Below are 24,369 nucleotides of genomic sequence, written 5' to 3'. Positions count from 1 at the left end.
TCGGCGGCGGCCCACCGTGCGGGGTCGATGCGCCGGGCGGCGTCGCAGGACAGGTGTCGTTCGATGACGTCGGCGTGTTGGGTGTCGATCTCGCCGGTGGCCAGCACGGTGGCCGTGGCCAGGAGTTTCGCCTCGACCGGCTGCCCGTCCAGCGTGGTGGGGAACACCGCGCGGGCGACGGCGACCATCCGGGTGGACGCACGGCGCGGGATCCGCAGGATGTCCGACACCGCCGGCGCGGCGTCCACCCCACGAGAGGTGAACTCGCCCTCGCGGTCCAGCCGCGCGATGGCGTGGATGTCGTCGTAGCGGGCCAGCCGTTGCAGCGTGGCACCGAGCTTGAGTGCGTCGATCAGCTCCTGTCCGTCGGCGGCCGCCGCCAGCGCGCGGGCGCGGGCCATCGACTCGATGGCCTCGCGGTACGCGGCGAGCAGCTCGCTCTCGGACATGCCAGTGATTGTGCCCGGGGGCACCGACAAAACCGAAAACGCAACCACCAAGCCGGGAACACCACGAAAAGTGACCAAAAGACACCCAAAGTGACCGGCCACCACCCGGGTACGGCACCCAAACCGCACTCAGAAATTTCAGTTCGTCGGAAATCGCGCCAGCGATTTTCGAACGAAACACTTCCACGACGGGTGACCGGCGGTTCCGCCGCAGGTCAGAGGCGGTCTAGCGCGCCAGGCGCGGGCGCCGTGGGAACAAAGTTTCCCACGGTTGTCCACAGGGCGGTTGGACCGGTGATCTTCGCGTGGTTAGCGTCTCGCGCTCCATTGCTGCCGAGCGTGCGCTCACCCGAAGAGGATCGTCATGGCACGACCGAAGACCCGAACCAAAACGAAGGTGCGCGGGGAGCGCCAGCCCGAGACCCTGCCCAGCGGCCGGTACCGGGGGTGGACGTGGAACGCGGTGGCCCAGAAGAAGGGGCCGTCGAAGACGTTCGACTCCTTCGCCGAGGCGGACGCGTGGATGCGCCGCGAGCAGGACAAGATCGACGGCCACTACACCGAGGCCGGTGTGCCGGTGAAGCGCAACCGGCACCGCTGGTCGGTCCCTGACTACGCGATGCGCTGGGCGAAATCCGTGACGGGCATCGAGGGCACCACACGCACAAGGCTGCTCAGCCAGGCTCGGCAGATCGGCAAGTACTGGAAGCACCTGATGGTTGACGAGTACGACCGGGTCGCGGTCACCGAGTACATGGCGTTCCTGGAGGAGAGGGGGCTGTCCCCGGCCACCCGGCGCATGCGCCTGGAGGTGATCAGCCACATCTCCGTGCAGGCTGTGCAGGACGGGCTGCGCGGCGACGACCCCACGATCGGCGTCAACCGGCCGCCGCACACGACGTTGCGGTCGCACCGGATCCTGAGCGACGAGGAGTTCGAACGGGTGTTGCGGGCGGCCCCAGTGTGGCTGCGGCCGGCGCTGCTGCTGGCCCGTGACTCGGGGCTGCGGGTCTCTGAGGTGTGCGGGGTGCGCTGGCACCGGATTGACCTGAAGCGCAAGACTATCGAGGTCGGCGATGTGATCCTCCAGACCGGCGAGGAGCGCACCTACCCGAAGGGCAAGAAGGTCCTCACGGTGCCGTTGACGACGCGCACGGTTGCCGCGCTGGACAAGCATTCGGAGGAGTACCCGGGCGGGCCGATGGACCACGTGTTCATCGAACCGGGCAGGAACTTGCTTCGGGTGATGCCCCAGCGGATGGCGAGGCTGTTGCGTAAGGCCGTGGTCAAGGCTGGGATCGCCAAGCCATGGCCGGTCTTTCACGACCTGCGCCATGCGTGCGCGTACGCACTGCGCCAGGCCGGCGCGCCCCTCGACGTGGTCCAAGCCATTCTGCGCCACGCAAGCATCGTGACGAGCAAGATCTACATACCTGATGCCGAGTTGGCCGAGGCGCGCCTGTGGCTGGACCGCTCCCAGGAGTCGCCGGTGGAGTCGGCTCCGCTGGACCCTCTGGCGGAGCTGGAGAGGCTCCAGGAACGGATCAGAGAGCTGGAGCGCGAACTCCGGGTGTCTCGGGGTGCCTCCGACGCCGCGCGCGAGGCGTCGATCCAGGCCGACGACCACCGCGACGCTGCCTGAGCTGGGCACCGGTCAAGCGGTCCCCGCTCCTCGCCGACGAGGGGTGGGGACCGGTTGGCTACGGGGTTGCACCGCCGGAGAGACCTCGCAGCATGCGCCGCGCGCTCTGCCGATCTTGGGGATCGCTCACGAGGCGGTACTGCGCCAGCACCTCCACGGCCTCCTTGCGCTCCTCCTCCTTGTACTGGAGGAACACCCGCACTAGCTCGGCGAGGTCCGGGTCGTCCAGCGGAGGCCCCCAGGGCAGGTCTACGTCCTTCGCGAAATGCTCGATCACGAGGTAGAGGTGACAGCGCAGCGCGCGGGCGAGGTTGTCCAGGGCCTCGCGTTCGGGCATTCGATTGAGCGGAGTGGAGGGGCGGGTGTAGTGGCCGATGTACTCCTCGTTCAGTCCAGCTTCCCGGCACAGGCGCCGACCTGACCCCTTCGGGTGAAGTCGATCCACAAGCTCGTTGAAGTGCCTCGTGATCATGCAGCCCTCCCGACGTGTTTGCGGAGCGTAGCCGGTGTCTCACGGTGTTCCACGCCGTCCCACCGTGCGCGCGTTTGCCCCGCAATATGCCATCTTTGCGGGGCGTATTTGACGCGATGGTTGGGCGGTGGGCAAGGTTCGTCCAGCAGTTGATCGGCCGGCCGAACGAGCTCGGACCGGAACCACAACCCCCACACACCAACCTTCGGAGCCGCTCCCGCTCCGATCCCGACCCCGAGGAGGGAGGTAGGGCTATGTCGACAGACACGTACGACAAGGTGCAGGCGCTCAAGGCGATGCGGCAGCAGCTCTACGCCGATGTGGAGTCCGACACCTTGACCATCGAGCAAGTTCTGGAAGTCCTGGGCGTCAGTCGCTCGACGTACTACCGGCTGGTCGAGGAGAAGCGCCTGGTCCCGCAGTCGCGGTTGGGCACTGTCCGCATCCCGTGCGACCAGGTGCTCAGGTACTTGGAGGAGCTGAGCGCCACCGCCGGGCTCGCCGAGGCCGTGAAGTCCTCGCGCGGCGGCCGGGCCAAGACCACCGCAGCGTAGGCGAGGAGTTCCCGGTGAACCCCCGTGACGACCTGCTCACCTACGCCGAGGCCGCCGCCGTGCTGGGCAAGAAGCCGCGCACGGTCGAACGCTGGGTCCGTGACGGCGTGATCGCCGCGATCAAGGTCGGCGCCAGCAGGCGAATCGAACGCCGCGAGTTGGACGACTACTTCGCCCGGCGACGCGCCGAGGCCAACCGCGAACGCGCCGCCGCCGCGAAGGCCCGCAAGCGCGGCGCCGCCGCGTAGCCGGCTTCCAGGTCGGCGTGAACGCACGACGTGACGCCGATGTGGACGCGGCCCGTACCTGGGTGCAACCAGGCCGGGCCGCTGGACACCCGAACAACCCCTTTACCCGAAGGAACGCCAGATGTCTGGACTGCATGCTAGCCGAGGACGTGTGAACCCATGGCCGCTCGCACCGACCAGGTGCACCCACCGCCGAGCCCTGATCACCTGGTGGGTGCTGGCGCTGGTCGCCGTGGCGCTGGTTGCGCTCGCCGTGGTGGTGGCCCGGTGAGCCGCCCGATCTTCGCCGACCCCGCCGCGTCGGGATTCGCCTCGCGGCTGACCATGGCCGCCGAGATCGTGGCCCGGCTGATGACCAGCAAGAACTTGCCCGAACCGACCAGCGTGGCTGTGTCCGACCAGGCGATCACGGTCACTCCGTGGTTGCTGTGCGCCGAATGCACCGCGCTGCTGGCCTGGGCTGAACATCTCGGCGAACCGATGTGGTGGAAGGCGACCGTTCTGATGGCACCCACCGCCACCGCCGGGCCGGTGATCACGATCGTGGCCGGCGGCCAGCTCGACCGGTTCCGGGTGGAGCTGGTGACCACCACCTCCCGAGTCCCCGACGCGGTACGCCCGTTCGTCGTTCACCGGCCGCAGCCGCTCACCGGGGACGCCGTGCGCAAGGTCGCCGCCCTGGAGCGTGCCCGGTGACCTCGACCACGAACCCGCCACCGAACACGTCGACGAACGCGGAGGTAGCCGACGCGTTCCGTCGGCTGGCCGACCTGGTCGACGACGTGGAGCTGCCGGCCGTGTGTCTGTACTTCTGCCTGTGGTGTCCCGACACCCGCGCCGAGCTGGCCGCGCTGGCGCGCGCGGCGCTGCGCCGGGGCGCGCGGGTGGACAAGGAGCCGGCGGGTGAGCAGGTGTTCCGGCTGGTGCTCAGGATCGGGCCGTTGAGCGTCGGTGCGCTGGCGGCGCGTGACGCGGTGTGCGAACGGGTGGTCGTGGCCACCCGGGAGGTCACCGAGTTGGTCCCGGATCCCGAGGCGCCGGCGCCGCCGATGGTGGAACGCACCCGCACCGAAGAGCTCGTCGAGTGGGTGTGCCCCCCGATCTTGGCCGGCGGTGTCGCATGAGCGGCTGCGCGGAACTGCTGTTCAACGCCGTGGTGTTCCTGCTCGTCGGCTTCATCACCTACGTCGTGCGGATGGGCGACTGATGAGCAGCGAGCAGGAACGCTTCGCCGCCGGCCGGGCCGTGTTCGCCCGGGTCGTCGCCGACGACGTGGCGGCCGAGGCGAAGAAGACCCGACGGGTCGTCGAGCCCACCCTGGCTCCGGGCGAGCCGATCAAGGCGTGGCTGCCGGACGGCACCGAGGTGGGCAAGGTCCGCCTGACCGAGCGACCCGAGAGCGTCGTCCTCACCGACGAGGCCGCGCTGCTGGCCTACGTGCGACGCGCGCGCCCGGACGAGCTGGTGGTCACCGAATCGATCCGCGAGAGCTACTTGACCTATCTGCGGGAGCTGGCCCGCGCCCAGCTCAAGGACCCGCACAACACCGACGGGCTCGTGGTGGACCGCGACGGCGAGGTGATCCCCGGGCTGGAGCTGTCCTACGGCACCCCGGCGTACAAGGTCGAGCCCAGCCCCTCCGGGCGGGTCGCGGTGCGCGCCGTGCTGGCGCGGGTGCTCGGCAGCGAACCGGAAGATGGCTCGCTGCTTGCCGCGCTCACCGCGGGCGGGGAGGAGCGCCGGTGAACGCACACCGTCTCGCGCTGGTCCTGGCCACCCTTCCCGGGCTCTGCCCGGTCTGCCAGGGCGACAACGCCGTGCTGGCCAGCCCGGTCGAGGCACCCGAGCGGGCCACCCGCGTGCCGTGCCCGCACTGCGGGCCCGCTCGCCGGCCACTGGTCCTGACCCACTCCGCGACCGCCCACCGACTCCTCGTCTTGGAGGCACCGTGACCACCACACCGGCCCCCGACTCGCTGGGCGCCGATTCGCTGGGCGCCGCGCTGGCGGCGTTCCAGGCCGAGCTGCCCTGGGTGGGCAAGGACAACACCGCCCAGGTACGCAGCGAAAAGGGCTCGTACTCCTACCGCTACGCCGACCTGAGCGAGATCAGCCCCGTCGTGCTGCCGCTGCTGGCCAAGCATGGGCTGAGCTGGTCGGCCCGCCCCATGCTCGACGACTCCGACCGATTCGTGCTGCGCTACCAACTTCGGCACGCGTCCGGGGAGAAGGAACAGGGCGACTACCCGCTGCCGGACCCGCGTTCCTCACCGCAGGTGCTCGGCTCGGCCATCACCTACGCCCGGCGGTACTCGCTGTGCGCGGTCACCGGGGTGGCCCCCGGCGGCGATGACGACGACGCGGCAGCCGCCTCGCACCCCTCCGCCCAGCGCGACCGCGCGCCCGCCGGCCAGCACGCCCGCCAGGACAGCGAGCGTCGCCCGTCCGAGCAGAAGCCCGAGCACAAGTCAGAGCAGAAGCCTCGCCAACCGACCCCGTCAGCTGAAGCGGCGCGGGCGCTGTTGCGCCAGACCTGCGCGGAGCAGAAGTGGCCGCTGGACCGGATCGCCGAGCTGTACGCGGAGACCCACGACGGCGCCAACCTCAAGGAGGCGTCGATGCGCGATGTGGAGGAGTTCCGCAAGAGCCTGTTCAGCCGGCCCGAGTACCAGCTCCGCGGCCTGGACGAGGAGCAGGAGGCCGGGCCGTGAGCATCGAACCGATCGGAGCCGCCGCAGACCGGACGCTGCGACCTGTGCCGGCGGGCTGGGCCAGCCCCACACCGAACAGCGTGGTGTTCCACCTGGTCGAGCTGTCGCGGCTGCTCGACGACGCCACCGAGGAGTCGGCTGCTCTCGGCGAGGACTGGGTGCGGGCCAAACAGGCGCACGAGGTCGCCTACGCCGAAGCGCTGCTCACCTCCGCCCAGGGTTCGGCGGACCGCCGCAAGGCCGACGCCGTGCTGCGCTGCGCCGACCTGCACATGGAGATGGAGATCAAACACCAGCTCTACCGCGCGGCCAAGGAACGCATCGACACCCTGCGCGAACAGATCGAGCTGGGCCGCTCCCTGGGCGCGGCGGCCCGCGCCGAGTGGACCGCGACGAACTGGACCCAGCCATGAGCGCGCCCCAGTTCCCCGACACCGCCCCGCTGGGCCAGGCCCGCGAGTGGCTGCGCCAGCACGCGGTCGGCAAGGGCGCGGCGTGCCCGTGCTGCCAGCAGCGCGCCCAGGTCTACCACCGCGGCATCCACGCCGGCATGGCCCGCGCGCTGGTCGTGATGTACCGCGAGCACGGCACCGAGTGGCAGAACAAGACGGTCACGCTGCGCGGCCTCGGTTCCGGCGCCCGGGACGAGTCGCTGCTGCGGTACTGGGGGCTGCTGGAGGAGGACCAGCGCCCGCGCGAGGACGGCGGCCGGGCCGGCTGGTGGCGGGTCACCCCACTGGGGCGGGCGTTCGTCCTCGGCGAGGCCACCGTGCCGAAGTACGCCCGCGTCTACGACGGACGCTGCCTCGGCCTGGACGGCGAGGCGGTGTCGATCGTGCAGTGCCTCGGCAAGCGGTTCAACCTGCTCGCGCTGCTGGAGGGACGGGCATGAAGTCGTTCGGGGAACGGCGAGCCCGCCGCCTGGTCGCCCGCCGCTCCGGTGGGTGGTGCGAGATGTGCGACCGGGTCTCGGCCACCGACTGGCACCACCGGCTCAACCGCTCCCAGGGCGGGCTGTGGTGCCCGTCCAACGGGCTGCACCTCTGCCGCATCTGCCACGCCCATGCCGGCGCGTTCCGCACGGTCGCCAAGGAGCAGGGCTGGGCGGTCGCACCGGGCCAGGTGCCCGCCGACGTTCCGGTGTGGATGGTCCGGCGCGGCTGGTGCTACCTCACCCCGGCTGGTGAGGCCATCCCGCTGGTCGATGACGACCCGCGCGGCCCGTGGCACAACGCCCAACCACCGACCTACCTGTGAGAACACCCACCCACCTCTGGAAGGAGCCCAACGTGGCCGAGAACGCCCGCGACGAGGCGGAGTCGCAGAGCTTCGCGTCGTTCCTGTGCACGCATTCCCGTGGACGCAGCGAGAAGGAACTGTCGGCCCACCTGCGCGAGCTGGTGGCGGCCGTGCAGGACACCGGCAAGCCCGGAGCGCTCACCTACACCTTGACCCTCAAGCCCACGCCCAGGGCCGAGCACGCGCTGCTGGTCAGCGACCAGATCAAGGTCAAGTCCCCCGAGTACGAGCGGCCAGCGTCGATCTTCTTCGCCGACGAGCAGCACAACCTAGTGCGCTCCGACCCCCGCCAACTGTCCTTCGAGCAGGCATTCGCCCACGAAGCCAACCCACAGGAGAGCCACCAGTGACCACCGCCAGCACCAGGTCCACCAGCAGAAGTGTTGTCGGGGTCAACGGCACCGCCGTCGCCGAGGCAGCCGACCTCGCCCGTCAAGCCGAAGCCGCCAAGGCGGTCGACCAGGCCCAGCTCGAGCGCGGGCTCGTGGTCCGGGTCGTGCGCCACGACGAGCGCATCGAGGTGACCGACCTCGAACACATCCTCACCACGCCCCGCGAGGCCCGAGGCGCGGTCACCGTCTACGACCCGCTGGACTTCATCTCCTACCTCAACCGCCTCGCCACCCCGGCCACCACCGGGTGGGCCGACCCCGAATCCGGGTGCGTGGTCGCCGTGTTCGACGACCACCAGCCCGAGCGGCCCGGATGGCGCCAGCACCGCGCCACCCTGCACGTGCGCCGCGACCCCGAATGGGCCGCATGGACCGGCAACGACAGCCAGCTCGGCGCCCAGGAATGGTTCGCCGAGTTCATCGAGGACCACTTCATGTCCATCGTCGAACCCGACGCCGCCACGATGCTGGAGATCTCCAGCACCTTCCAAGCCGCCCGCAACTCCAGCTTCGAACGCGGCGTCCGGCTGCAATCCGGGGACCTGCAACTGCGGTTCGTCGAGGAGACCACCGCCAAGGCCGGCACCCGAGGCCAGCTCGAAGTCCCCGAACGGTTCACCATCCGCGTCAGCCCGTACCTCGGCGTCGCCCCGGTCGACCTCACCGCCCGCCTGCGCTACCGCATCCGCGACGGACACCTCGGCATCGGCTACCAGCTCCACCGCCCCGACCTGGCCGAACAAGAAGCGTTCAACCGCGTCCGCGCCGCCGTGGCCGAGCACACCCAGGTGCCAGTCCACCTCGGACAAGCCCCCACCACCCTGCGCCCCCACCAACCCCGGTACTGACCATGACCAGCCTCACCGGAGACGCCGCACTCGACCGGCTCATCCCGGCCGCCGCACGACTGACCTGTGGGCTGCGCGAGTTCAACCCCGACGAGGTCACCGCCGCGCTCGACGACGCCGCACACGCCCACCCCGGCACCGACGGCCATCGAGCGCTGGCGGTGCTCCTCGCCGCCATGATCCCGTGGGAACACAGCCCCGCCGACCTACTCGCCTGGGTCCACCGCCGCCCCGAGTACGACCGGCTCCTGCAAGCCGGCGTCGATCCCGCCACCGCCGCCACCCTCATCGACGAACTCTGCCGCCCCCACCGACTTACTTAAGGGAGGTGACCCCTTGCCGCGCATCCGGACCGTCAAGCCGGACCACTGGAATGACGAGGACATCGGAACCCTGACCCGCGACGCCCGCCTGCTCGAGATCGCCATCCGGAACTTCGCCGACGACGAAGGAATCCTGCGCTGGACCCCCGCCTACATCAAGGCCAGCGTGTTCCCCTACGACGACGACCTGAGCATCGACGACATCGCCACCCTCATGGCCGAGCTCGAAACCCACCACTACGTCCACCCCTACCGAGCCGGCCCCACCCGACAACACCTCGGGTGGATGGTCAACTTCCGCAACGACCAGCGGATCAACCGCCCCCAGCCCTCCAAGCTCACCCCGCCCGACCTAACCGACAACCAGGTCCGCGACCGCTACGCCGACCGCGACGGCCACACCTGCCGCGTCTGCCACCAACCAGCCGGCGACCCGACCCAGCTCACCGTCACCCACCTCACCCCCCGAGCCGACGGCGGCACCGACCACCCCAGCAACATCGCCATCGCCCACGCCGCATGCCTCACCCACCTCGACGACACACCAACCCAGCCAGCGACCCACTCCCTGCCCGCGACACCGAGCCCGTCCGGAGGCGATTCACGGAGCGATTCCATGAACGACTCACTGAACCAGTCCATGCGGGATGCGTTGTCCCGTTCACTGAACGACTCCGTGAACGAATCACTGAACGGAGCAGTGAACCCCGTGAGTCGTTCACTGCTGGAAGGGAAGGGGAAGAGGAGAGGAGAAGGAAGGGAGAGGGACGCGTGTGCACGCGCTGCGCCCCCCAGGTGCGTGCGCCACGCACACCTACCCGCCGAGGACCCCGGCCCGCCGTGCGTCGGGTGTCGCTCCGTGCGCCAGCGCGTCGAGCGCGAACGAGCCAAGGCCGAGCGGGTAGCCATCGACGAGGGCCGGCTGACCCGCATCCGCGACCAACTCGCCGCACGCAACGCTCCGCGCCCCGCGCCAGGTCCCGGACGGGCGTTGGCTCGCGCCGTAGTCGCCGAACTGCGAGCGGCGCGATGACCGCGCACGTGTTCGGGCTGGGCTCGTCGCTGTCGCACCGGGGCGGACCCGCCCTCCGTGATGCCCCGGCGAAGGAGTCTGTCCGTGGCCGTTGATCTGCACGGCGGCTACCGGCAGACCGCCTCGCCCGGCCCGCCTGATCGCATACGCGACGCCCGCAACGTGATCGCGCTGCTCAGCCGCGTCCGCGACACCGACGAAGCCCGCCTCCTGCTCGATGCGCTCGGCCTGCTGCACGCGGCCCGGACCGCACGCGCCCTGTTGAAACTCCGCCAACGCCACGGCGGCGCCACACGGCCGCCCCAGAGCGCCACTGGGCGGCCAGAGTGAGCCCCCGGGCGTGGTTGGCGGCGGTGCTGCTGGCCGTGGCCTGGTGGCTGCCCACAGCCCTACTTGTGGCCTGCTGGGTTGGCAGCTTGCCCGGCACGGCCGGCCACAACCGCCCGTGCCCGCCCGCCAGCCCGGCGGTGACGCCAGTCCCCGCACCGAGCACCGACCCGGCGAACCCTCTGGAGCGACCATGGCGAGCGATCCACACGCGCTGACCTGTCCGTGCTCGTGCCACGGCCGCGGCCCGGACCACCCGTGCGACTGGGACGGCGGCTGCGGCCACCTGCACCGACAAGCCCCGGCGCAGTACACCGAACTTGGCCCACGATGCCCCGGCTGCCGCCGGCCCGTGGCTGATGGCCTGCGGTGCGCGCCGTGCACCGACCATCTGGCCTCCGAACTCGCCGACGTGCCGTCGCTGGTCGCCGAGCTGGACATCACCCGCGCCCGGCTCGACCGCATCGCCGAACCCGGAGCCCCACGCGGCGGCGGAGAAGTTCCCCTCGGATACCGGCCCACCGTCGCCGAGGTGAGCGACGTGCTCGGTATGACGCTGACCTCGGCGGCACGAGACCTCGCGCTGAGCGGCCGGGCACCACATGTCGATCTGCCCAGCCAACCCATCCAACTCGCGGCGTGGTTACTCGATCAGCGCGAAGCGCTGCGCTCAGAGCACCGAGTCGCCGACGAACTGCACTACGCGATCAGAGTCACCCGCCTGGCCATCGACCGCCCACCAGAGCGGGTGTACCTCGGTCCCTGCGACCGTTGCGACCACGACCTGTACACCGCACCGGCTGCCCGGGCGACCCACTGCGGTCAGTGCCAGGCCCCCTACCTCGTCGAGCAGCGCCGCCGATGGCTGCTGCACTCGCTGCGCGAACACCTCGCCACTGCCGTCGAGATCAGCCAGGGCATCGGTGAACTCTACGGCCAACGGATCAACCGCAAGACCATTCACGTCTGGCACCACCGCGAACGACTCGTTGCTCACGGCTACGCCCGTGACAACCGCCAGCCCTTGTTCCGGATCGGTGACGTGCTCGACCTGGCCGAACGCTCCGCGACACGCCAGCCCACCAGCAAATTTGCGACCACCCTCGCTCGGTGAAATCATCGCCTGCGTACCTTCACCGCAGTGTGGACACAGAACCCGGCGGCGGGGAGGTTCGACCCCGCACAGAAGCGAGCCCCCGGTGGCTACCTTCCACCGGGGGCTCACCTCTGAGGCGAATCGCCTGATCAGTAGGTTGGCGCTGCCTCGCTACAGGTGAACACCCGCATTGGGATCTGGAAGTTGACGCCGTTGTGCGCGGTCCACCAGTCGTGGTGGAAGATCCACGCCCCGCCGTCGACCACCGCACCCGTAGCGGTGAGGGTGTGCAGCGGCACCGAGCGGTACAGGCTTCCGGAGAACGAGAGGTGCCCGCTCTCGGTGAGGTGGAAGCTGCCCCCGTCGGAGGTCTGTGCCTCGTGCGGATCGTTCCAGATGTAGCTGATGCGGCGGACGACTTCGTCGGTGAACACAACGTAGTCCCCGACGCGTGGTCCGCAGCGGGCGTCGAACAGAGCGCGGCGGGTGGCGACGATGACCTGGTCGCGCGCGTCGAGTTTGCTCGTGCTCACGCTTGGCCCCCTCCCGGGCGTCGGAAGTCCACTGCCAGAGGAACGAGCGCAGTGCCGATGTCAAGAACGTAGATCCGTACTCGACCTGCCGGATTGAGGAACGCGCCTTCCAGCCCAAGGAGCTGGTAGGTCGCCGTTTCTGGTCCATCCGGGTAGGGCAACCCGGGGCCGAGGGCGTAGGTGGTCACCCGCGAAATGTCGAACTCGCGGGCCGCCCTTTCCAACGTGGAGATGGGCGAGAGCGGTCCCACAATGTGGCCACCGGTAACAGGTAGCCACTCCAGCTCGGCAATCGCCGCTTCTATAGCTGGCCTATCCGCGTCGGAGTTGTAGACGGCTCCAACCTCCGACCAGAGGCGTTTTTCTTGCTCGATCAGGCGGCGCATCCCCTGGTAGGCGTCTATCCGAGCCCCCATCACATCGGCCGTCTTACAGACAGTCGTTGCCTGGCTCGGCGTCATGCCCGTGGTGTCGCCCTCTTGGTCGCTGAGAGCGAACACGCACGTTCCAACGTAGACGTCGTCCAGTTCGGTCCCTCGAACAGCGAGCGCGACCCCAGTGGCCCGCACATTGGGGACCGGGTCCTGCACGAGCCGGCCATCGTCGTCCAGCCACATGTCCAGGTCAGGAACTTTCTCCCATCCGTCCAGTCGCACGACATCAACCCTGCTGCAACCGATCTCCCGGTACAGCAGGCGCAGGGGTGCCTCGCTACCCATCTCGACTAGCTTGATGGGTTGCGAGCAGTCTGCCGGCACAACAACCGCGTACCTGCGACTTTTCATTGCTATAGCTCCTTGAGTGTGTTGGAATCCCGATGCCCCATGGCGCGTGGACATTCGCCGTGTTCGTCGAGCGTTTCGTCGCACACGCCGTACCCGGTGCCGCGTCGCGCGAACGCTTCACACCTCTCGACAGGTTCTGACTCGTGTTGTTGCTCAGCGCTCATACGCTTGCCCATTCTCGTGAGTGGATGATGTGTCGCGCGGGCTCATGAAAGCCCGCCGCCCACTTTCCCGGATTGGGAGAGTGGGCCGCTCATAGAGGTGCCTTTGAATGCGCGCGCGGCTATTCGCGGAGTTCTTTTCCCGCGATGGCGGCTTGGGTGTTGACGGTCTGTGCGATCTTGTCGGCTTTCCTGCGGGGGCCGTCCTTGAGTCGGAACCGCCACTGGTAGCCGGGCCCCTCGATGATCAAGGTCACGTAGCTGGCGGGTGATGTGGTGCCGGCCGCGCCGTAGTCGACAGTGGCGTTGGTGTCGCCAGTGATGGGGCGCATGTCGTCGCGATGTCGTATCGCGTCGGCGTACACCGACAGGTCGTCCATGCCCCGGTAGATCAGCTCTTGCGCCTTGTGCGCCTTGCGGAGCCAGCGGGCTTCGCGGCCGGCGCGACTGAACACGAACATGGTGGTGCTCCTTCGGTAGGAGTGGATTGCTGCCTGTTCTGGGTCAGTGCATGAGCACGTCGCCAAGGGCGGCCCACCAGGAACGGATCACCGCGAACGGGTCGACTCCGGCGGCCAGCCACATCAGCCCCAGGACGACCACAGCCAGCACTGCGGCCAGCAGCACGAGGCCGTCGACTCGGTTCATGATCGGGTCCCCTTCGCGGTGATGATGTTGTAGATCGTGCGGCGGCTGAGCTGGGTCAACCGCGTCAGCTCGGTCGGCTTGAGGCCGCGCTCGGCGGCGGCCAGGACCAACGGCACGGTCTGGTCCATCAGGTCCCGACGGATCCCCTCCGCCGCCCGGCGCGCGCCGCCGAGATCGTGGAGCTGCACCCGCAGCACCTCGGTCTCGTCGAGCCGGACCCCGCAACGCAGGCACCGGCCCTCGGTCGGGTCGTGCACGCCGAGGGCTTCGGAGACCGGCACGGTGGCGGTGACCGGCCGGCACTCGGGTGAGCGCCGGCCGTGCCCCTCCAGCAGTTCCCGCAACCTCACGCGGGAACCTCTCCGTACAGGTGGTTCATCAGGAAGTCGGCCTGCTCATAGAACGACCGTTCCGCCCCTTCGCGGTCCATGGCCACCAGCGCCTCGGCGAGCTTCGTGGTCAGCTCCTTGCGCTTCGCCGCACGGCGCTCGGCGGCGGTGAGCCGCGTCCGCGCGGGGCGCTCGGCGACACGGTGGTCCTTCTCCACCCACCACTGCACACCGGCCTCGACCTCGCACACCCACTGCCGGCCCCCGACCTGCTCGGGGTCGACCAGCGGGAACGGGTGGCCGACCGGGGCGTTGCGGATGTAGGAGTACATCGCCTGCGTGGTCAGACCGTCCTCCCGGTTGCCCTTGTACAGGCCGCGCTCGTTGATGACCTTCGCCAGCGCGGTCGGGCTCACGTAGCCCTCGGGCAGCGCCGTGCGCTTCGGCTCCGGCTTGGGCGCCTCGGACAGCAGCAGCGCGTGCACCTTCCCAGCCGCGCCTCCCACCGTGGTCACCGTGCCGTTGGCCTCGCGCAGCATGTACAGGCCGTTGCTAGCCCGCTCCAGCTCGCCGACACGCACGCCGCCGGTGAACGCCACGGCGACCTTCGAGCCGTGCCCAGCACCGAGCGCCTTGAACGTGCCGTACGCCAGCTCCATGCCCTCGTAGGTGAAGTCATTGACCTGCACCTCGTCGGTGGTGTCGTCGGTGATTTCTTCGGTGGTCTCCTCGACGAGGTCCTGGGTGGGCTCTGGCACCGCCTCGTCCTCGCTAGGCGCGTCGGCGAAGAGGTACCAGACGGTCTTGCCTTCCTCGGTGCGCCGGACGACCTGGTCGTTCTTGTCCAAGGCGTTCAAGAGCTTGCCGGCGGTGGACCTGCCGATTCCGGCTGCCTGGGCCAGGGCGACGGTGGTGCGACCGGGGTTGGCGGCCAAGGCGGCGCCGAGCTTGTCGGCGGCGGTTTCGACCGTGGTGCTCGTGGTCATCGGGTGATCCTTCGGGTTGTTGGTGTTCGGGTGGCTGTCCTGGGCGAGGTCGGCGCCGCCGCACTCGCAGCGGTTGTTAACGCAGCAGCGGCACGCCACGGCGTCCCCGTCGAGCACCAGGTCGGTGCCCTGGCACTCGCACTCGTTGGCGGTGCAGCAACGGCAGTACGCCGAGTTCGGGTTGATCACGACGCTCATCGGGTGGCCCCTTCCAGGTGCGGGGCTCCTTGCCCCTGCGTAAACCAGCGTCTACTCCCAAGATCGACTTGGGCAGCCGTTTACACGCCCTGTTTCAAGATCAGCCGGAAGGCTCAACCATGACCGTCGCCGGGGTTCTGTTGCTCGTGCTCGGCTACGTCCTGGGTGTCTCTGTGCTGGTCACGCTCGGTGTGGTCCTGCTGGCCATCGGACTGGTGCTCCTGCTGCTCGGCTCCGCCGGAGCCGGTGCAGGCGGGCGTCGCTGGTACTGGTAGCCCCGCACCGCCCCGGACACACGGAGACCCCCCACCCGTAGGTGAGGGGTCTCGGCAGGCGGGGCTTAGTCGTGGTCGCCGAGCACCCGCAGCCACAGCTCGGCATCGATCAGCGCCAGCGTCCGGGGACCCTGCTCGATCGGGTCCCCGAACTCGATCGCGTCCGCCAGCGCCTCAAGCTCGCGGACCGACAGACCAACAAAGGGACGGTTAGCGCCACAAGAGATCAGCATCATGCCCGGTCTCTCGTCCCCGCTGGCCCTGTCGTTCTCGCCCATTCAGGCAGCTCGCCCCCGGTAGCCACCCGAGCGCAGCCCCACAACCCCCCGTGCTCACCTCAACCGGCCCCACGGCCGACACCCGGGTGTCATCCCACCCGGCTGGACCCCGCCCATGCCAACCCGCCCGCCTCGCGTCTGCCCACGCTGCCGCCGTCCCGTGTCGGGCCGCTGCCCGACCTGCCAGCCCAGCCCGAGCGGTTGGGCCGCCCGACCATCCAAAGCGTGGATCAACGGCTCCACCCGACGCTGGCGCCGACTCCGCGCCGCCAAGCTCGCCGATCAACCACTCTGCGAACAGTGCGGAGCACTCGCCCACGAAGTCGACCACATCACCAGCCTCGGCGAGGGCGGCGACCGCTACGACTGGACCAACCTCCAATCCCTCTGCACCCCATGCCACCAGGCCAAGACCCTCGCCGAATCAGCCCGCGCGCTCGCCGCACGACGAGCAGCCGACGCCGCAATCACGGCGAGCACCGAGCCGCACCTCTCATAGGCGCACTTAATACGGCTCACAATTCACACCAGGCATAGCCAAGCAGGCACTTGCGCTGCGAGTGGGTCGCCGTAACCTCACGAGTGTGGACGCCGCCGGATGGGCCGCTATCGCTTCATGGGTTGGAGCGGCCGTGACACTTGCCACGGGCATCTACGTGCGCTCGCAAGCCCGCAGCACTCGGACGCTGCTCCAGGAGACGAAGGCCGCCCGTACGGCAGCCCAAGATCAAGCGAACAGTGCACGAGAGTCGGCCTCGTCAGCGTTCAAATCCGCCGAAGCCAGCATCTGGCAAGCCAAGTCAGCGCAAGCTCAGCTCGCCCTCGCACGGGCATCCTATGACCAGGCTGACGCACCAGAGTTCAGCATCAAGGCGGAGCCACCCGTCAACGGGATCGTGCGTGTAACGATCACGATGCTCAAAGGCGTGCCAGGCATATACGTGAGCGCCGGCTGGTCAGCAGAGTCAGCCTATGTGTCGAGCGGTAGGAGAGAACTCGTCACGCACAGCCACGGAGATCCACTCTGTCCGCAAACCATGTTCCTCGACGGTTCGATAGTCGTTGATGTCGACGTTCCGGACGATCCCGAACACTACCAACATGGCAGTGTCGCGCTCGCCCTTCACTGTGAAGAGATCAACGGCGAGCGTACGTGGCCCTACGCCAAGGTGGCTCACTGGTCGGTCCCCAAGCCGACTAAGTCTGATTGACCAGCCCGTCGGCGACCTACACTGAACGGACAGCCGCGATCTAACCCTCCCGCCGGCTGCGCTCGACCTGCTTTCCTCCGACTCAAGGGAACGCCGCCCGAGGGCGTCTGGATCGTTGGAGGTCACGCCCTGGACACCGCGCGGGTGGCGGCGGGTTGTACGTACCAGGTTTCCCGAGCCGGGTACGCCCAGATGGTCGGCCGGGAGAGCTTCCTGGCTAGGCGCCTGGTCGAGGGTCTTTCCGATCACTGAAAACGGCGAGGCGTAGGTCGCGGAGGGTGTGGTCGAGCAGGTCGACGGCGTTGCGGATCTGGGCCGCCGGGTCCTGGTGGTGTTCGATGCGGGCGAGCGCGCTGTGCAGTTCCAGGCTTGTCTGGAAGAGCTGGTGGGCGATGGAGTTGGCCAGGTCGGTGGCGATACGTTCGCGCTCGGAGAGCTGTTCGGCCGGTTCGAGTGGGCCTGGCACGGCCTGCCGTATGGGGGAGGCGGTTCGGGCGTATGGGCGGGCGTCGTGCATCGCCAGACCTCCGTCTGGATACCCGGGTGCGTCTCGGGTGTCGCGTGTGGTGACGTCGACCGGGGTCCGGGGTCGGGTCGTAGGGCCAATCAGCCCTGTAGATGTGGGTACCCCTGCTCTTGTCGACCGCGCAAGGGCTTGCCTGTATCAGGCCGATGAAAGTTCGGGTGGCAGCCGACGTGGGGTGCATCGCCTGGACGTGCTGGCGCAGGCGTCCCGGTCTTCGTCGGTGCGGGCGGGTGGAAGGTACCGGCCAGTCACGCGGCCGGGTCGCCCGTCGTGTTCAGGCTGGATGAGGCAGTGTGCGGGTCAGGGCGACGCGCCGACCGGTCACGCGTTCGATGGTGATGCGCAGCGCGCGGTCAGGGTCGACGACCAGGCGGGCGGTGCCGTGGGCGAGAACGCTCCATCCGGTGTTGTCGGGGTTGATGTGGTCGGCGGTGAAGGCGACGAGCACACCGTCGAGCCTGCCGGCCCAGGAGCCCTCGGTCGCCGGGACGAGGATGCGGTGGTCGGTGACGGTGAAGTTGACCGGCCGGATCGCCGGGAGGGCGTCCTCGGTAAACAACAGCCGTCCCACGCTGGCGGTGCGCAGCAGCGCCATACAGTCGTGCTCGGTGAGGATGTCGATGTCGGTGGTGGGCATGCGGCCTCTCCAGACGTGCACGGCGGCCCGGGATCGGCCATGGCTGTGGTTGAGCCGCACAGTCTGCACCGTGAATGAGACCTGCGCGGCAGGGCACAAGGTCCCGCACATCGGCGGGTTCCCGGTCAGGCGGGTCGTACCGGCTTGTCTGTGACTGGTGCGGTCCAGCGCAGGCGGGTGCCACCGGCGTCCGGTTGTTCGATGGCGCAGGTGCCGCCGTTGCTGGCCGCCCGTTGGTCGAGGTTGCGCAGCCCGCTGCGCCGGGTGGTGGAGTCGGGGATGCCGATGCCGTTGTCGGTGATCTCGGCGGCCAGTTCGTTGTTGTCGATGGAGATCGTGACGGTCAGGTCGCTGGCCTGGGAGTGACGCACGGCGTTGCTGACCGCCTCGCGGACCACGGCCTCGACATCGTCGGCCAGCTCGGCCGGTAGCTCATCGAGATGGCCGGTCATGCGCACGCTGGTGCGAATCGGGCTGTCCGCGGTGAGCTCGGTGATGGTCTCGTGCAGGGTGGCACGCAGCCGGCGGGTCTCGGTGCTGGTGTTCTGCAGATCGAAGATCGCGGTGCGGATGTCCTGGATAACCGTGTGGAGCTGGTCGATGTGCTCAGCGAGCCGGCTGGCAACCACGGGGTTCTTGGCCCGTCGGTGGGTGGACTGCATGGCCAGCCCGACCGCGAAGAGCCGTTGGATGACCTGGTCGTGCAGGTCGCGGGCGATGCGGTCGCGGTCGGAGAGCACCTCCAGCTCGCGGGCGGCGGTCTGGGCTTCGGCGTGGCGCAGCGCAAGGGCGGCCTGGTCGGCGAACGAGGCCACGATCTGGAGCTGGGCTTCGTCGAACACCGGTGAACCGGGCGCACGAACGGTGAGCAGCACCCCGGCGATGGTGTCGGCCTTGCCCAGCGGCAGCGCCAGCGCGGGGCCGAACTCGATGTCGATCCCGTCGGCGACGTCGAAGGACAGGCTGGGCACCGAACGCGGGACCTGGTCGCGGAACACCTCCCCCGAGGTCGAGGCACCGATCGGGATAGGACGGCCGGTGACCAGGTCGGGATCCAACCCGGCGCACACCCGCACCGTCAGCTCCGAGGTCTCCTCGGGGTCGGCCTCGGGGTCACCCAGCGCGATGAGGGTGTAATCGGCGTCGCTGAGTTCCCGCGCCCGTGAAGCGATCATGCGCAGCGCCTCGTCGGCGTCGGTGCCGGCCAGCAGCCCGGCGGTGATCTCCCCGGAGGCTTCCAACCAGCGCTGGCGCCGGTGTGCCTCCTCGTAGAGGCGGGCGTTGTCGATAGCAATACCGGCCGCCCCGGCCAGCGCGAGGAGCACGACCTCGTCGTCCTCGCTGAACGGCTGGCCGTCGCGTTTCTCGGTCAGGTACAGCCGCCCATACACCTTGCCCCGGGCACGCACCGGCACACCAAGGAAGGACCGCATCGGCGGATGACTCGCCGGGAACCCCACCGACGAGGGATGGTCGGACAGACTGTCCAACCGCAGCGGCTTGTTCTCCTCGATGACCACCCCGAGCACACCGTGCCCGGTGGGCAGATCCCCGATCAGCTCGCGGGTGGCGTCATCGATACCCGAGTAGATGAAGTCGACCAACCGGCCGTCCTGGCCACCGTCGTCGCCGAGCACCCCAAGGGCGCCGTAGCGGGCATCCACCAGCGACATGGCCGCCTCCACAATCCGGTGCAGCGTCGCGTCCAGGTCCAACCCGGACGAGATCGCCACCACCGCCTCAAGAAGCTCATCGAGCTGGTCGCGGGTCTCGACGATCTGGCCGATCCGGTCCTGCACCTCCACCAGCAGCGCCCGCAGCCGCAACTGCGACAACGTCTCACTCACCGGCTGCCGGCTCGCAAGCTCCCCGCTCACGCCCGTTCACCCACCCCTGACTGATCCGACCGTCACCGCCGCAAACATGCAGGCTACCCAGCGCTTCGCACCCCAACAACTGATCGAACTACACCAGATGGCCCACCGGTTCCGCTTGATGACGCCGTGGGCGTTGGACCGCCCCCTTGTGGAGGATGAGAGTGCCAAAGAATTCTGAGGCTCTGGCTCGATTGGACGCAGAGATCGACGAGCTGCGCGAGTACGTGCTGGCCGATGACGAGACCGATGCGGCTGAGGTGGATCAGCGTACGGGCCGGATCAAGGCGCTGCTGGAGTCGGTGAAGACATCGGAGTCCCCGGCCCTCGGCGACGGGACGGGCGGCTCGCCGGGCGTTTCGGACGTGTAGGTGCGTCTGTTCGTGATGGGCGTGTGCGGCGCGGTTGTGGTGTGCCTGCTGGTCGCGGCCGGGTTCGTGGCCGGTGGGCGCTCAGCGCGGGCGCAGCGGGATGCGACGGCGGCGCGGGCGTACGACCTGGCCGGTGTCGTGTTGGCTGACCAGTGCCTGGGCTCGCCGACCAGCAGCCGGGGGCTTGAGCTGTGTCGACGGGCGTGGCAGGTGCGTCGAGACCCGGTCGTGGAGGCCGCGCTGCTCGCCGAGTGCCGGCCATGACGGTGCATGACCTGGCGGTCGAGCGGGTCGCGGTGGCGCGGCTGCGCACCTATCACCGCAACCCTCGGCAGGGCTGGCTGCCCGCGCTGCTGGACAGCTTGCGCGTCAATGGCCAGTACAAGCCGATCGTCGTCAACCGAGGCACCCACACCGGCCGGCGGTATGAGGTGCTGGCGGGAAACCACACGTTGATCGCGGCGCGTGATCTGGCGTGGGATGACATCGCGGTGTGCTGGGTCGACGTGGATGACGACCAGGCCGCGCGGATCGTGGTGGCGGACAACCGCGTCGGGGACCTCGGTAACTATGACAACCGCCTGCTGGCCGAGTTGCTGGGCGACCTGCCAGACCTGACCGGCACCGGCTACGACGAATCGACGCTCGAGGAGCTGGTCGCGGCCCTCGGCGACGAGGACGGGGACGGCTCAGGTGAGCAGCCCGGGAAGGGCGAGGCGCTGGCTCTGGCCGCCGCCACGCTCGGGGAGCCGCGCATCGCTGCCGCGCACGGCGAGGTATGGATGTTGGACAAGCACACGCTGGTGGTCGCCGACGTGCACACCGAACACGCGTTGTGGGCCGCCGAACTGCGGCCGGAGCACCTGTTCTGGCCGTACCCGACGCTGCTGGCCCCATTCGCGGAGCAGGCCCAGAACCAGCCGGTGCTGATGGTGCAACCACACCTCTACTTGGCGGGGTGGCTGTTGACCAAGTGGGCTGATCTCACCGGACAGGAACCCCGACCCGGGGAGGCAGCATAAGCACCGCATCTCTGCCCTGGTGCTGCTCGATATATACGTCAGGGCGACAGGCGGTGCCGGTGAGCTGGAAGGTTGCTGCGCTCGTGCTTGCCGGTCGTTGATTCACCCACCACGAGTCGCTTCACCAAGTGATAACCGGCTTCGACCAGCAACACGACGCCAAATCCCGTAGTTGCGGCCAACAGGGTCCGCAAGACCGCCTTCGGCACCTCATCCCCGAGAACCCACGCGGCAATTGCTGTGCCGGCGCCGGCTTGAGCCGCTGTCTTCGATGCTCCAACGAGCCGTCGTTTCGCTCGTGGCTGTTCTAACTCTGCCACTCTCGTGCAGAGTTTGGTGATCTCCTCGTTCAGCTTGCAGTTGATCACTTCCTGTTCGGCCTCTGATAAAATGGCACGCTGGAGTTGGCTCCGAAGGTCGCACAGGGTATCGTTAAAGCTTGCGACCGCTACCTCGTCCTCGGTTCGCAACCCTATCGTTTCCGAGATCTCCTTCAGGGTGCGAAACTCGTCAGCAATGCCATGGATGTCGGGATTTTCGCCAGATCCGCCAGGTCGCTTCTCAGGTTTCCACCCGCTCCTCTTCTTCTCATTGGGATTTTTTAGATTTTCGAGGTTGCTCATGGCATGGCTCCACTGACTGATGCTCCATCGCTGCTCGACGTAGAGTCGCTTCATGGGTCCCATCGACGCGAGGGCCGTAAGGCCTCATCGGGACACCTGATCGCCACCGAGGGCGGCCGGTTCGACCGATCTGAGGCTCCGGTGTACTTCGCGGCGGGCACCTCGCATCGCCACTACCCGCGCCACACGCTGATCGCGGTCAACGACATCGAGGGAGATGCCGGCGAGCGGGTCCTGTGCCGCATGCTGGACGAGGGCCTGGTGCTGTTGCTGGACTCGGGCATCTTCGCGTTGACCAACGCCCACATGCGGCGGACCGGCTGCACGATGGACGAGGCGCTGGCGCTGGCTCCAGAGGAGATCCCCGGGTTCGACGAGTTGTTCGACCGCTACGTGCACCTGGCGGGCACCTACGGCGAGCGGCTGTGGGGCTACATCGAGCTGGACCAGGGCGGGCGGGACAACAAGCGCCGCACCCGGGCTCGGCTGCACGAGCTGGGGCTGCGCCCGATCCCGGTGTATCACCCGCTCAACGACGGCTGGGGCTACTTCGACGAGCTGGCCGCCACGCACGACCGGGTGTGCTTCGGCAACGTGGTGCAGGCGTCGATGCCGGCGCGGGTGCGGCTGCTGCACACCATGTGGGAACGCCGCCGCCAGTACCCCGATCTGTGGGTGCATGTGCTGGGCCTGTCGGCCAGCGAGTGGTGTCTGCCGTGCCCGCCGGACTCGTGCGACTCCAGCACGTGGATCAACGCGCTGCGCTACCCGACGGTGAAGACCGAGTCCAGCGCGCTGCGCCGGCTCGGTGATCTCGGTCCGGGCTTCCAGTACGTGGTCGGGCACAACCCGGACAACGACCGCTTCGCCGCCTCGAAGGTCTACGCCGACACCATGACGCACACGAACCTGGTGTGGCGGATCATGCAGCAGCGGGTGACCGAGCTGGGCGCCCCGCCGCATCCGCCCCGGCGGGAGAAGGAAGGCCCGCTGTGCCCGGCGAGGTGACCGGCGCCGTCACGGTCGAGCGCCCTCGCGCCACGGTGTGGGCCACGGTCGACCTGCCCGGTTTCCATCACTGGCCCGCCGCGACCGACCGCCGTGCGTACCTGGCCGACCGGCATCGGCACCTGTTCTGGGTGCGCGCCGAGGTGACGGTCAGCCACACCGACCGCGATGTCGAGTTCCACGACCTGGGCGATCTGCTGCGCCGCTGGTGGGGCGCGGACACCCGCGACTGGGGTGCGAGTTCGTGCGAGGACATCGCCATGAGCCTGTGGCGGCACCTGCTCGACGCCGGGCTGTACCCCACGGAGGTCACGGTGTCCGAAGACGGCGAGTACGGCGCCACCCTGCGAGCATCCCGAGAGGACCCTGGTGAGCTTCACGATCAGTAAGCAGTGGCACTTCTCGGCCAGCCACCGACTCGACGGGCTGCCCGAGGACCATCCATGCGCGCGGCTGCACGGGCACAACTACCGGGTCGTGATCGAGCTGGCCGCCCAGAAGGTGGACACGGTGGGCTTCGTCTTCGACTACGCGAAGCTGGACCCGTTCGGTCGCTGGCTTGACGCACAGGTCGACCACCGCCACCTCAACGATCTGACGGTGTTCAACCCGACAGCGGAGAACCTGGCGATGTGGCTGGGCGCCAACTTCGTCCAGGTGGTGGAGCTTCCGAAGCTGGTTGACCGGTTCAAGGTCACGGTGTGCGAGACCCCGAAGACCGCCGCGTCCTGGGAGGCCAGCCTGTGAGCACCGGGCAGGTCAGCGCCACGCCGGGCACGGTCGACGAGCTGGGCGGTGACGACCTGCTGCCCGTCGCGGAGGTGTTCGGCCCGACGATCCAGGGTGAGGGTCCGGCGGCCGGCCGCGCGGCGATGTTCGCGCGGTTCACGGGCTGCAACCTCTCGTGTTCGTGGTGCGACACCCCCTACACCTGGGACGCGAACCGCTTCGACCTGAGCACCGAGCGGCGCCTGACCCCCGCCCGGGAGGTGGCGGCGGTCCTCGGCGCCGGCGCCGGGTGGGCCGGCGTGGTCGTGCTGACCGGCGGTGAGCCACTGCTCCAGCAGGACCGCTCCGGCTGGGCGTACCTCTTGCGCCGCCTCGCGCGGTCGCGGCTGCACATCGAGACCAACGGCACCCTCGCGCCCGCGCCGGTCACCCTGGAGCACACGGAGCTGATCGTGGTGTCGCCGAAGCTGGGCAACGCCGGACCGCACCGTGGACACCAGGACCCCACGCTGCATCCGCTCTACCGCGACCTCGCCAGATGCGAGCGGCCGAGTGTGCACCTGAAGTTCGTGGTCGAGGACGCGACCGACGTGCAGCGCGCGGCGCAGCTCGCCGACCAGCTCGGTTGGTCACCGGGCCGCACCTGGGTGATGCCGCAAGGCGCCACCGCCGCCGAGCTGGCCGCCCGCTGGCCCGACGTGGCGGCGGCCGCGGCCGGGTGCGGGATCAGCGCCAGCCACCGGCTCCATGTTCTGGCCTGGGGCAACATGAGGGGGCGGTGA

General features: G+C 68.9%; 40 protein-coding genes. 27 read left to right on the top strand and 13 right to left on the bottom strand.

From position 1 onward, the window contains the following. Window positions 1–449, bottom strand: a 449-nt coding sequence (locus N912_RS0122965; protein ID WP_028924232.1) for a hypothetical protein, incomplete at its 3' end; no start/stop codon positions are given. 463 nt (window positions 450–912) lie between these two features. Between N912_RS0122965 and N912_RS0122960 the strand changes: the two genes are divergently transcribed. Then, on the top strand, window positions 913–2,091 hold the full coding sequence (locus N912_RS0122960; protein ID WP_169747936.1) for a tyrosine-type recombinase/integrase: 1,179 nt from the start codon (window positions 913–915) through the stop codon (window positions 2,089–2,091). A gap of 58 nt (window positions 2,092–2,149) precedes the next feature. Here the strand turns inward: N912_RS0122960 and N912_RS0122955 are convergent, their stop codons facing one another. Beyond that, window positions 2,150–2,563 carry a hypothetical protein gene (locus tag N912_RS0122955; protein ID WP_156993903.1) on the bottom strand — a complete coding sequence of 138 codons (414 nt, stop codon included), beginning with the start codon at window positions 2,561–2,563 and terminating at the stop codon, window positions 2,150–2,152. Between the two features lie 254 nt (window positions 2,564–2,817). On the opposite strand from N912_RS0122955, the gene N912_RS64605 reads away from it, so the two are divergent. The 16 genes from N912_RS64605 (at window position 2,818) to N912_RS0122865 (ending at window position 11,411) form a co-directional block, all read left to right on the top strand. Beyond that, entirely contained in the window at window positions 2,818–3,117 is a 300-nt protein-coding gene (locus tag N912_RS64605; RefSeq protein WP_028924229.1) for a helix-turn-helix domain-containing protein, read from the top strand. A gap of 14 nt (window positions 3,118–3,131) precedes the next feature. Further along, window positions 3,132–3,365, top strand: a complete 234-nt coding sequence (locus tag N912_RS0122945; protein WP_028924228.1) for a helix-turn-helix domain-containing protein — start codon at window positions 3,132–3,134, stop codon at window positions 3,363–3,365. Between the two features lie 267 nt (window positions 3,366–3,632). Then, the gene (locus N912_RS0122935; protein ID WP_028924227.1) at window positions 3,633–4,061 is read left to right on the top strand and encodes a hypothetical protein; all 429 of its coding nucleotides are present in this window, start codon (window positions 3,633–3,635) and stop codon (window positions 4,059–4,061) included. Then, window positions 4,058–4,489 carry a hypothetical protein gene (locus tag N912_RS0122930; RefSeq protein ID WP_028924226.1) on the top strand — a complete coding sequence of 144 codons (432 nt, stop codon included), beginning with the start codon at window positions 4,058–4,060 and terminating at the stop codon, window positions 4,487–4,489. Before N912_RS0122935 ends, N912_RS0122930 begins: the two co-directional genes overlap by 4 nt. An 82-nt stretch (window positions 4,490–4,571) precedes the next feature. After that, window positions 4,572–5,111 carry a hypothetical protein gene (locus tag N912_RS0122920; RefSeq protein WP_028924225.1) on the top strand — a complete coding sequence of 180 codons (540 nt, stop codon included), beginning with the start codon at window positions 4,572–4,574 and terminating at the stop codon, window positions 5,109–5,111. Then, complete coding sequence (locus N912_RS64600) at window positions 5,108–5,317, top strand: hypothetical protein (protein WP_028924224.1); 210 nt, start codon at window positions 5,108–5,110, stop codon at window positions 5,315–5,317. The genes N912_RS0122920 and N912_RS64600 overlap by 4 nt, the downstream gene beginning before the upstream one ends. After that, window positions 5,314–6,075: an ERF family protein gene (locus tag N912_RS60640; protein ID WP_028924223.1), complete on the top strand. Its 762-nt coding sequence runs from the start codon at window positions 5,314–5,316 to the stop codon at window positions 6,073–6,075. The genes N912_RS64600 and N912_RS60640 overlap by 4 nt, the downstream gene beginning before the upstream one ends. Beyond that, on the top strand, window positions 6,072–6,488 hold the full coding sequence (locus N912_RS0122905) for a hypothetical protein (RefSeq protein ID WP_051580636.1): 417 nt from the start codon (window positions 6,072–6,074) through the stop codon (window positions 6,486–6,488). Before N912_RS60640 ends, N912_RS0122905 begins: the two co-directional genes overlap by 4 nt. Then, on the top strand, window positions 6,485–6,967 hold the full coding sequence (locus tag N912_RS0122900) for a hypothetical protein (RefSeq protein WP_037065874.1): 483 nt from the start codon (window positions 6,485–6,487) through the stop codon (window positions 6,965–6,967). Before N912_RS0122905 ends, N912_RS0122900 begins: the two co-directional genes overlap by 4 nt. Next, on the top strand, window positions 6,964–7,332 hold the full coding sequence (locus N912_RS64595) for a hypothetical protein (RefSeq protein WP_037065872.1): 369 nt from the start codon (window positions 6,964–6,966) through the stop codon (window positions 7,330–7,332). The genes N912_RS0122900 and N912_RS64595 overlap by 4 nt, the downstream gene beginning before the upstream one ends. Window positions 7,333–7,364: 32 nt before the next feature. Further along, a complete protein-coding gene (locus N912_RS64590; protein WP_064745366.1) occupies window positions 7,365–7,724 on the top strand; it encodes a hypothetical protein in 360 nt (119 codons plus the stop codon). Continuing rightward, on the top strand, window positions 7,721–8,614 hold the full coding sequence (locus N912_RS64585) for a DUF2303 family protein (protein ID WP_051580634.1): 894 nt from the start codon (window positions 7,721–7,723) through the stop codon (window positions 8,612–8,614). Before N912_RS64590 ends, N912_RS64585 begins: the two co-directional genes overlap by 4 nt. 2 nt (window positions 8,615–8,616) lie before the next feature. Continuing rightward, window positions 8,617–8,937 carry a hypothetical protein gene (locus N912_RS0122880; RefSeq protein ID WP_028924220.1) on the top strand — a complete coding sequence of 107 codons (321 nt, stop codon included), beginning with the start codon at window positions 8,617–8,619 and terminating at the stop codon, window positions 8,935–8,937. Window positions 8,938–8,950: 13 nt separating this feature from the next. Further along, complete coding sequence (locus N912_RS0122875; protein WP_028924219.1) at window positions 8,951–9,970, top strand: HNH endonuclease; 1,020 nt, start codon at window positions 8,951–8,953, stop codon at window positions 9,968–9,970. Window positions 9,971–10,054: 84 nt separating this feature from the next. Beyond that, window positions 10,055–10,300, top strand: coding sequence for a hypothetical protein (locus N912_RS54010; RefSeq protein WP_156993899.1), 246 nt, complete (start codon window positions 10,055–10,057; stop codon window positions 10,298–10,300). A gap of 349 nt (window positions 10,301–10,649) precedes the next feature. Then, window positions 10,650–11,411, top strand: a complete 762-nt coding sequence (locus N912_RS0122865; RefSeq protein WP_028924218.1) for a hypothetical protein — start codon at window positions 10,650–10,652, stop codon at window positions 11,409–11,411. A gap of 131 nt (window positions 11,412–11,542) precedes the next feature. Here the strand turns inward: N912_RS0122865 and N912_RS0122860 are convergent, their stop codons facing one another. From N912_RS0122860 to N912_RS0122835, 6 genes are all read right to left on the bottom strand, one after another. Then, on the bottom strand, window positions 11,543–11,926 hold the full coding sequence (locus N912_RS0122860) for a hypothetical protein (protein ID WP_028924217.1): 384 nt from the start codon (window positions 11,924–11,926) through the stop codon (window positions 11,543–11,545). Continuing rightward, a complete protein-coding gene (locus tag N912_RS0122855; RefSeq protein WP_169747935.1) occupies window positions 11,923–12,711 on the bottom strand; it encodes a DUF3846 domain-containing protein in 789 nt (262 codons plus the stop codon). The genes N912_RS0122860 and N912_RS0122855 overlap by 4 nt, the downstream gene beginning before the upstream one ends. A gap of 283 nt (window positions 12,712–12,994) precedes the next feature. Continuing rightward, complete coding sequence (locus tag N912_RS0122850) at window positions 12,995–13,333, bottom strand: hypothetical protein (RefSeq protein WP_028924215.1); 339 nt, start codon at window positions 13,331–13,333, stop codon at window positions 12,995–12,997. 43 nt (window positions 13,334–13,376) lie between these two features. Then, window positions 13,377–13,520 carry a hypothetical protein gene (locus N912_RS63670; protein WP_156993895.1) on the bottom strand — a complete coding sequence of 48 codons (144 nt, stop codon included), beginning with the start codon at window positions 13,518–13,520 and terminating at the stop codon, window positions 13,377–13,379. After that, window positions 13,517–13,870, bottom strand: a complete 354-nt coding sequence (locus N912_RS0122840; protein ID WP_028924214.1) for a hypothetical protein — start codon at window positions 13,868–13,870, stop codon at window positions 13,517–13,519. The genes N912_RS63670 and N912_RS0122840 overlap by 4 nt, the downstream gene beginning before the upstream one ends. Next, window positions 13,867–15,033, bottom strand: coding sequence for a hypothetical protein (locus tag N912_RS0122835; RefSeq protein WP_028924213.1), 1,167 nt, complete (start codon window positions 15,031–15,033; stop codon window positions 13,867–13,869). Before N912_RS0122835 ends, N912_RS0122840 begins: the two co-directional genes overlap by 4 nt. A gap of 119 nt (window positions 15,034–15,152) precedes the next feature. Here N912_RS0122835 and N912_RS64580 point away from each other — a divergent pair, with 119 nt between their 5' ends. Next, window positions 15,153–15,308, top strand: coding sequence for a hypothetical protein (locus N912_RS64580; RefSeq protein ID WP_169747934.1), 156 nt, complete (start codon window positions 15,153–15,155; stop codon window positions 15,306–15,308). Window positions 15,309–15,373: 65 nt separating this feature from the next. Here the strand turns inward: N912_RS64580 and N912_RS0122825 are convergent, their stop codons facing one another. Next, a complete protein-coding gene (locus N912_RS0122825) occupies window positions 15,374–15,586 on the bottom strand; it encodes a hypothetical protein (protein ID WP_028924212.1) in 213 nt (70 codons plus the stop codon). Window positions 15,587–15,701: 115 nt separating this feature from the next. On the opposite strand from N912_RS0122825, the gene N912_RS67065 reads away from it, so the two are divergent. Further along, window positions 15,702–16,085, top strand: a complete 384-nt coding sequence (locus tag N912_RS67065; protein ID WP_084211107.1) for an HNH endonuclease — start codon at window positions 15,702–15,704, stop codon at window positions 16,083–16,085. Between the two features lie 85 nt (window positions 16,086–16,170). Next, window positions 16,171–16,797, top strand: coding sequence for a hypothetical protein (locus N912_RS63665; protein ID WP_156993893.1), 627 nt, complete (start codon window positions 16,171–16,173; stop codon window positions 16,795–16,797). A gap of 217 nt (window positions 16,798–17,014) precedes the next feature. Here the strand turns inward: N912_RS63665 and N912_RS0122815 are convergent, their stop codons facing one another. The 3 genes from N912_RS0122815 to N912_RS0122805 form a co-directional block, all read right to left on the bottom strand. After that, window positions 17,015–17,263 (bottom strand): histidine kinase, encoded by a 249-nt coding sequence (locus N912_RS0122815; protein ID WP_169747933.1) that lies wholly within the window; start codon window positions 17,261–17,263, stop codon window positions 17,015–17,017. Window positions 17,264–17,597: 334 nt separating this feature from the next. After that, complete coding sequence (locus N912_RS54000) at window positions 17,598–17,960, bottom strand: pyridoxamine 5'-phosphate oxidase family protein (RefSeq protein ID WP_051580633.1); 363 nt, start codon at window positions 17,958–17,960, stop codon at window positions 17,598–17,600. A gap of 125 nt (window positions 17,961–18,085) precedes the next feature. Beyond that, window positions 18,086–19,807 (bottom strand): sensor histidine kinase, encoded by a 1,722-nt coding sequence (locus tag N912_RS0122805; RefSeq protein WP_028924210.1) that lies wholly within the window; start codon window positions 19,805–19,807, stop codon window positions 18,086–18,088. Window positions 19,808–20,028: 221 nt separating this feature from the next. Here N912_RS0122805 and N912_RS63660 point away from each other — a divergent pair, with 221 nt between their 5' ends. Genes N912_RS63660 through N912_RS60630 form a run of 3 tightly spaced genes read left to right on the top strand, consistent with a single transcriptional unit; the run spans window position 20,029 to window position 21,227 of the window. Beyond that, window positions 20,029–20,205: a hypothetical protein gene (locus tag N912_RS63660; protein WP_156993891.1), complete on the top strand. Its 177-nt coding sequence runs from the start codon at window positions 20,029–20,031 to the stop codon at window positions 20,203–20,205. Then, entirely contained in the window at window positions 20,206–20,469 is a 264-nt protein-coding gene (locus N912_RS0122790) for a hypothetical protein (protein WP_028924209.1), read from the top strand. It begins immediately after the preceding gene. After that, on the top strand, window positions 20,466–21,227 hold the full coding sequence (locus tag N912_RS60630) for a ParB/RepB/Spo0J family partition protein (protein WP_245645385.1): 762 nt from the start codon (window positions 20,466–20,468) through the stop codon (window positions 21,225–21,227). The genes N912_RS0122790 and N912_RS60630 overlap by 4 nt, the downstream gene beginning before the upstream one ends. 38 nt (window positions 21,228–21,265) lie before the next feature. Here the strand turns inward: N912_RS60630 and N912_RS63655 are convergent, their stop codons facing one another. After that, window positions 21,266–21,850 carry a hypothetical protein gene (locus tag N912_RS63655; protein WP_156993889.1) on the bottom strand — a complete coding sequence of 195 codons (585 nt, stop codon included), beginning with the start codon at window positions 21,848–21,850 and terminating at the stop codon, window positions 21,266–21,268. A gap of 141 nt (window positions 21,851–21,991) precedes the next feature. On the opposite strand from N912_RS63655, the gene N912_RS0122780 reads away from it, so the two are divergent. The 4 genes from N912_RS0122780 to N912_RS0122765 are packed head-to-tail and all read left to right on the top strand — an operon-like array spanning window position 21,992 to window position 24,369. Further along, the gene (locus N912_RS0122780; RefSeq protein ID WP_028924208.1) at window positions 21,992–22,858 is read left to right on the top strand and encodes a hypothetical protein; all 867 of its coding nucleotides are present in this window, start codon (window positions 21,992–21,994) and stop codon (window positions 22,856–22,858) included. Beyond that, window positions 22,843–23,247, top strand: coding sequence for a hypothetical protein (locus N912_RS0122775; protein WP_028924207.1), 405 nt, complete (start codon window positions 22,843–22,845; stop codon window positions 23,245–23,247). The genes N912_RS0122780 and N912_RS0122775 overlap by 16 nt, the downstream gene beginning before the upstream one ends. Further along, window positions 23,228–23,605, top strand: a complete 378-nt coding sequence (locus N912_RS0122770; RefSeq protein ID WP_028924206.1) for a 6-pyruvoyl trahydropterin synthase family protein — start codon at window positions 23,228–23,230, stop codon at window positions 23,603–23,605. Before N912_RS0122775 ends, N912_RS0122770 begins: the two co-directional genes overlap by 20 nt. Then, window positions 23,602–24,369 (top strand): 7-carboxy-7-deazaguanine synthase QueE, encoded by a 768-nt coding sequence (locus tag N912_RS0122765; RefSeq protein ID WP_211261340.1) that lies wholly within the window; start codon window positions 23,602–23,604, stop codon window positions 24,367–24,369. Before N912_RS0122770 ends, N912_RS0122765 begins: the two co-directional genes overlap by 4 nt.

This window comes from Actinospineispora acaciae DSM 45401 (genome assembly GCF_000620785.1).
In the GTDB taxonomy this organism is placed as follows: domain Bacteria; phylum Actinomycetota; class Actinomycetes; order Mycobacteriales; family Pseudonocardiaceae; genus Pseudonocardia; species Pseudonocardia acaciae.
The sequence above is the reverse complement of the archived record's forward strand: the minus strand, read 5'-3'. Positions and strand labels throughout refer to the sequence as shown.